Origin of the sequence: Enterobacter cloacae complex sp. IR53030 (assembly GCF_049238365.1) — a bacterium.
Taxonomy (GTDB): domain Bacteria; phylum Pseudomonadota; class Gammaproteobacteria; order Enterobacterales; family Enterobacteriaceae; genus Enterobacter; species Enterobacter kobei.
Window position 1 is genome coordinate 1 of sequence record NZ_JBMKHA010000056.1, and the last position, 4,928, is coordinate 4,928.

Genomic DNA, 4,928 nt, shown 5'->3' on the forward strand with positions numbered 1-4,928 from the left:
ACGGCTTCAGTTTTTTTGAGGGTGTCAGCGCCACGGGACAGGATGTGCATTTGTAATACCGCGTACGCGATGGCATCACAAATACTCTGGTCAGGGCTGCGCCCCGAAACCCGCCTGTACCGGTTCAGCTGAGGTTCCGGACTGTCTGTGTTTTTTTTTCATTCCTGGCCGCTACCCTGTAAACCTTTCTTCTGCGTTGCCGTTAACAGGATATAGCCATGTTTGGTTTTTCTTCTGGGGACCTGATGACTCTTAGTGATGATGAGCGACACCTGCTAGTTTCCGTCGTTTCCGGTTGCCTCCGGCGTGCCGGGGGGGATGCGGGAGGCATGATGCTGGATGCATACCGACAGATTTTGTCTGAAACAGAGCCGACAGCAAGGACAGTCATGCTTGAATTTCTTGAATCCGTCCGGATTCATTACGTTTCGTCCTGAGCATTTTCTGCATTTCTGTCCATACTTAAACGAGGCGGCCGTCAGGGATGATGGTCGTCGTTGCGGGATGCTCTTATGGATGAGAGAGTAATCTAATCTAACTTGATTTACCTTCCGGGCGGCTCGCCCGGTTTTTTTTGGGCTGTCTTTTGGTGTCCACTCCGGGACAGAATGTGCATTTGTAATACCGCACACACGCGGCATGGCAAGTGTTCCTGTCAGGGCTCGCCGCCCCGACACCCGGCAAGCGCTTTGCGGTCACGCAATAAATTGCGCGCCCGTTCACCACTTCCTTTTTCTCAGCGTGATTTTGCGCATGCGCAAAATCACCTGCCAGAAATGCACGCCGGCAGGCCCGGAAAGTGTGAAAAAGAGAGGTTACGGGGTGTGTCCGGCGCCGGAATCAGAGCCATTCACCTGGCTGCATAAGCATTCATTGTGCCAGAATTCAGCCCCTGCGTGTCTGGCGGGTTTGTTGGGGGTTTGTTGCCTATTTTACCCGGTTCCCGTCAGAAACGCGCTCAGGCCGTCTGAGCGGTGCGCGTAATGAGGCGTTATGGTAAATCATTGCATCTGATCTCTGATTCGTTTGCGTAGAATACTCATACTCTAAGTAATTATGCCTATTCTTATGCTTTGATGATGAAATAAGAGCGTCGAGTCAATAAAATAACTAAATTGTGATATACAATAACCATCATTGAACGCCTAGCTAAATGACGGGCGTTTGCGGGTTATGATTGCTCGTGTATGTTCAAAAACAAAAAGGAGTTTTTATGTTTGAGTTTCAATTTAGTTATTTTGTCAGAGAAAGATTCGTTGATAGTTCCCCTGAAAGTATCTTTCCATTAATTACAGCTTTTGAAAATAACTTTCTCCCAAGTTATGCCGATGAGGTATCGCCTAATGGCGTTCGAAAAGTAATTCGAATGGTAGGTATTAATGACTTTGATAATATCGCTGTTTTATTTTCGTCTGAAGCTATTAATATAAATATGTTGTATAGGGATGTAAGGCCTAGTAAAGAACAAGTCATCGCTAAACTGGATTTTATAGTAAGTGCTTTATCAAAAATCAAATCGAATACAAAAGCGTGGCGTATTGCTTCTGTTGTTACTTCTATTGAGAAAGCGACTCAATCATACAATTCTAAAATGTACAGTAAATATCTTAGTGATGGTGCTTCCGATGTTTGTTTTGAATGGAACGTTCGTCAAGCAAAAAAAACACAGATAAATTCTGAAATATTGAACATTGTTACTTCTTTGAGCCGAGGCCCGGTTATGAACTCAGCTAACCCAACCGAAAGTTTTGATGCTGTTGTAGTTCAGCTGGATGTCAACACCGCTCCAGAAAACGCATCGGAAAGGTTCGAGGTTTCAAATGGCTTGGCTGCGCAACTCGTTGATATGGCTGTTGAAAATATTGATATAGTATTGGCTTGAGGTGGCTTATGGCTCATATCTATACAAATAAAAACTGGGTTCAAGACAATATCGCCAAAGTAGATTCATACTATGACCAGGTGGTTTTGAATTACTTAAATAAAGTTTATATAAAAGATTATGAGAGTAATAAATCATCGACCGGGGTTAATACATATGTTGAATTAACTGACAATAATAGTCGTGGTATGAACTTAAAGTCAGAGGACTCCTATGAGTTAGATAAAATAATGTCCTTTGTTTATACTATGTTAGTGTCTGAGGATTTTGGGTATGGAGATACTCCAGAATTAAAATATGTTGTAGAAAATATATTTAGGCGAAGTAAATCTGAAGCTCAAATGGCATTTATAAACATGGCAACTAGACGGGTTTATACTTCTGATAGTGATATCATTGAGAAGTTTTTTGCACTTCTAATGTCTTTGGAAGAACACGATATTGATAATATTGCGCTTCCTATTATTCAGATGTTTCTTTCTCATAAGGATGTCAGTGCAGCTGAGGGAGCTCTATCACTTTTAGATAAATATGGTAAGGATAGAGATGCATTAGATGTAGCAAAACAAATCAGGGATTTTGAGTACGATTTTCTCAATGATTATAAAGAAAAAGTTATTTGCAACCTGAAGAAATATGCTGAAGAGTGAGTTTACAATGGCTATTTATATTAGGAAGGTGACAAAATCTAAATGGGATTGGAAAAACCCGGTTAGTCATACGGTGAATGCCAGTACCTTAGGTACCGATGGGGTTACCAATTGCTGTAAGACTTCAGGTAATACCTTGTCCATATGGAAAATCGATAGTGAAACTTTAGCTAGTGACAATGATAAAAAAATTGTCGCTACCTTAGCCACGAACGGTGGAAGCTTATCTCCGATTGATTGTGTTATTTTTAGTGATGATGATATTAAATCATGTGGTTTAGCTGTTGATCAGAAAGACGGAGAATCTTTGATATCTGATGTTAAATCAATGCATTACAATATAGTCGGTTTGGATATGAATAGTGTTAGCGCACTAGGATTAATGATTAATAGGAAAGTTTCTGGTGTAAGAAATGGAAATGAAATCATTCAGAAAACCCAGTTAAAAAAAATAGACCTTGGAAGTATAAAGTCCTGTATAAATCAATTTATACCAAAAACTAGTGAGGCAGGAAACGCATTAATATTAAAGAGCGGTTTCAGCAAAGTGTATGAATGATTTTTTGAAATTAAATTTTTGACTACCGACGCAGTAGACCAATACCCAATAAGAGACCGGCTTACACGGCGGTCTTTAAAAAGCATCATGAACTAACAGCGTTCCACCTTTCATAGCGCCTAATGTTACGTACGACAGTGGATCAAACAATAATCCATAAAGGATCTTCTTGAGATCCTTGGCAATCAGTCGTAATCTCCTGCTCTGTAAACGAAAAAACCACCCGGCAAGGTGGTTTTTCGAGGGTTCATTAACCGGCAAGTTTCTGAACCGTGGTAACTGGCTTTCGCAGAGCACAGAAACCGAATTCGTTCTAACAGTGTAGCTGTAATTTGCCTCACACTTCAACACTTCTTTGTTCTGCGAACCCATTACCAGTGGCTGCTGCCAATGGTGTTTTTTCATGCCTTTCCGGGTTGGACTCAAGATGATAGTTACCGGGTAAGGTGCAGCAGTCGGACTGAACGGGGGGTTCGTGCATACAGTCCAGCTTGGAGCGAACTGCCTACCCGGAACTGAGTGTCAGGCGTGGAATGAGATAAACGCGGCCATAACAGCGGAATGACACCGGTAAACCGAAAGGCAGGAACAGGAGAGCGCACGAGGGAGCTACCAGGGGGAAACGCCTGGGATCTTTATAGTCCTGTCGGGTTTCGCCACCACTGATTTGAGCGTCCGATTCTGTGATGCTTATCAGGGGGGCGAAGCCTATGGAAAAACGGCTTCGCCGCAGCCTTACTTTTCCCTCACACCTTTCCCTGCAGGTTATCCACTGAATTTGTGGGTAACCTTGACAGTCTGTACTGCTCGCCGCAGACCCGTGACCGAGCCTTGCGAGCGAACGGGCGAGGAAGCAGAATGGAGCAAGTCCCCACATTAAGCACGTACGTACTGAGGCCTGCTAATGACGAAACAAGAGAAAACCGCGCTTAATATGGCGAAGTTCATCCAAGGGCAGTCCCTTTTGTTGTTGGAGAAGCTGAATGAGCTCAACCTCGACATGGAAGCGGACATGTGTGAAAAACTCCATGAGGATGCAGAGATGCTCTGCAGGACTCTCTATGGGCGGTTAAATGCTCTACAGGATGCAGGTTAATGGCCAAGATATCGATCAGTGAGGCCGCACGGCTGACCGGGAAGAGTCGGACAACGTTGCACAGGTTGATTAAAACAGGTGAACTGTCCACCTGTCATGGTGCAAGGAACGCCAGAATGGTCGATGTTTCGGAACTTATCCGTGTTTTTGGCCCTCTTGAGCATCGCCCGTCTGAACAGGGAGCTGCACAGGTTTCTGAACACTCTGATACAGGTATTTCCGCGCAGAGTGAACAGGTTATTGCACAGCTGCGGCAGGAAGTGGAACACCTGAAAACGTTAGTTTCCGCCAAGGATTCACACATCGATAGCCTCAAACAAGCGATGCTGCTGATCGAGCACAGGCATACCGGGGACTCACCCTGGTGGAAGTTCTGGAAACGCTGAGAACGCCTCAGTAGCCGGCGAGGCTTGTCTGATTTATTGAATGACTTAGCCCAAACCTGTTTTTTCAGGCTGTCCACACAGCCTGATCGCCGCTCTGTGTCTTCAGGGTCAAAACATCACACCCCACGCAAGACTTCGTCTTGCAGATTTTGTCTTCTATATCAGTAATATAATCTTAAATATTTCAGGAGATTTACATTTACCCCGAAAAGTATCACACATTTAGCACACCTCCAGGTGTCGGTACCGGCACTGTCATATCGCCGGATTGTGGCTATCGCTATTTTTCAGTGGCTTACATGTCACATAATCCGGCACTGGTGCCGGATCCACACACCTGTATACCCGCGAGCAG

7 protein-coding genes are annotated in these 4,928 nt (G+C 44.1%); 5 read left to right on the forward strand and 2 right to left on the reverse strand.

Features of this window, described 5'->3' with window-relative positions:
- Window positions 1–1,213: 1,213 nt before the first annotated feature.
- Genes ACOTXR_RS24910 through ACOTXR_RS24920 form a run of 3 tightly spaced genes read left to right on the forward strand, consistent with a single transcriptional unit; the run spans window position 1,214 to window position 3,091 of the window.
- A complete protein-coding gene (locus ACOTXR_RS24910; protein ID WP_045891079.1) occupies window positions 1,214–1,882 on the forward strand; it encodes a hypothetical protein in 669 nt (222 codons plus the stop codon).
- An 8-nt stretch (window positions 1,883–1,890) separates the two neighbouring features.
- On the forward strand, window positions 1,891–2,532 hold the full coding sequence (locus ACOTXR_RS24915) for a hypothetical protein (protein ID WP_045891080.1): 642 nt from the start codon (window positions 1,891–1,893) through the stop codon (window positions 2,530–2,532).
- 7 nt (window positions 2,533–2,539) lie between these two features.
- Entirely contained in the window at window positions 2,540–3,091 is a 552-nt protein-coding gene (locus ACOTXR_RS24920) for a hypothetical protein (protein WP_131657980.1), read from the forward strand.
- A gap of 75 nt (window positions 3,092–3,166) precedes the next feature.
- Here the strand turns inward: ACOTXR_RS24920 and ACOTXR_RS24925 are convergent, their stop codons facing one another.
- A complete protein-coding gene (locus ACOTXR_RS24925; RefSeq protein ID WP_180259235.1) occupies window positions 3,167–3,496 on the reverse strand; it encodes a hypothetical protein in 330 nt (109 codons plus the stop codon).
- Complete coding sequence (locus ACOTXR_RS24930; protein WP_072052415.1) at window positions 3,429–3,572, reverse strand: replication initiation protein; 144 nt, start codon at window positions 3,570–3,572, stop codon at window positions 3,429–3,431. The genes ACOTXR_RS24925 and ACOTXR_RS24930 overlap by 68 nt, the downstream gene beginning before the upstream one ends.
- Before the next feature lie 423 nt (window positions 3,573–3,995).
- Between ACOTXR_RS24930 and ACOTXR_RS24935 the strand changes: the two genes are divergently transcribed.
- Window positions 3,996–4,187, forward strand: coding sequence for a Rop family plasmid primer RNA-binding protein (locus ACOTXR_RS24935; RefSeq protein WP_045891077.1), 192 nt, complete (start codon window positions 3,996–3,998; stop codon window positions 4,185–4,187).
- Entirely contained in the window at window positions 4,187–4,573 is a 387-nt protein-coding gene (locus ACOTXR_RS24940; RefSeq protein WP_045891078.1) for a helix-turn-helix domain-containing protein, read from the forward strand. The genes ACOTXR_RS24935 and ACOTXR_RS24940 overlap by 1 nt, the downstream gene beginning before the upstream one ends.
- Window positions 4,574–4,928: the final 355 nt, after the last annotated feature.

Bases quoted from the DNA above. Each gene is read 5' to 3' on its own strand.
- ACOTXR_RS24925 (WP_180259235.1), bottom strand. From the start codon at position 3,496: ATGAAAAAACACCATTGGCAGCAGCCACTGGTAATGGGTTCGCAGAAC.
- ACOTXR_RS24940 (WP_045891078.1), top strand. From the start codon at position 4,187: ATGGCCAAGATATCGATCAGTGAGGCCGCACGGCTGACCGGGAAGAGT.
- ACOTXR_RS24935 (WP_045891077.1), top strand. From the start codon at position 3,996: ATGACGAAACAAGAGAAAACCGCGCTTAATATGGCGAAGTTCATCCAA.
- ACOTXR_RS24930 (WP_072052415.1), bottom strand. From the start codon at position 3,572: ATGCACGAACCCCCCGTTCAGTCCGACTGCTGCACCTTACCCGGTAAC.
- ACOTXR_RS24910 (WP_045891079.1), top strand. From the start codon at position 1,214: ATGTTTGAGTTTCAATTTAGTTATTTTGTCAGAGAAAGATTCGTTGAT.
- ACOTXR_RS24920 (WP_131657980.1), top strand. From the start codon at position 2,540: ATGGCTATTTATATTAGGAAGGTGACAAAATCTAAATGGGATTGGAAA.
- ACOTXR_RS24915 (WP_045891080.1), top strand. From the start codon at position 1,891: ATGGCTCATATCTATACAAATAAAAACTGGGTTCAAGACAATATCGCC.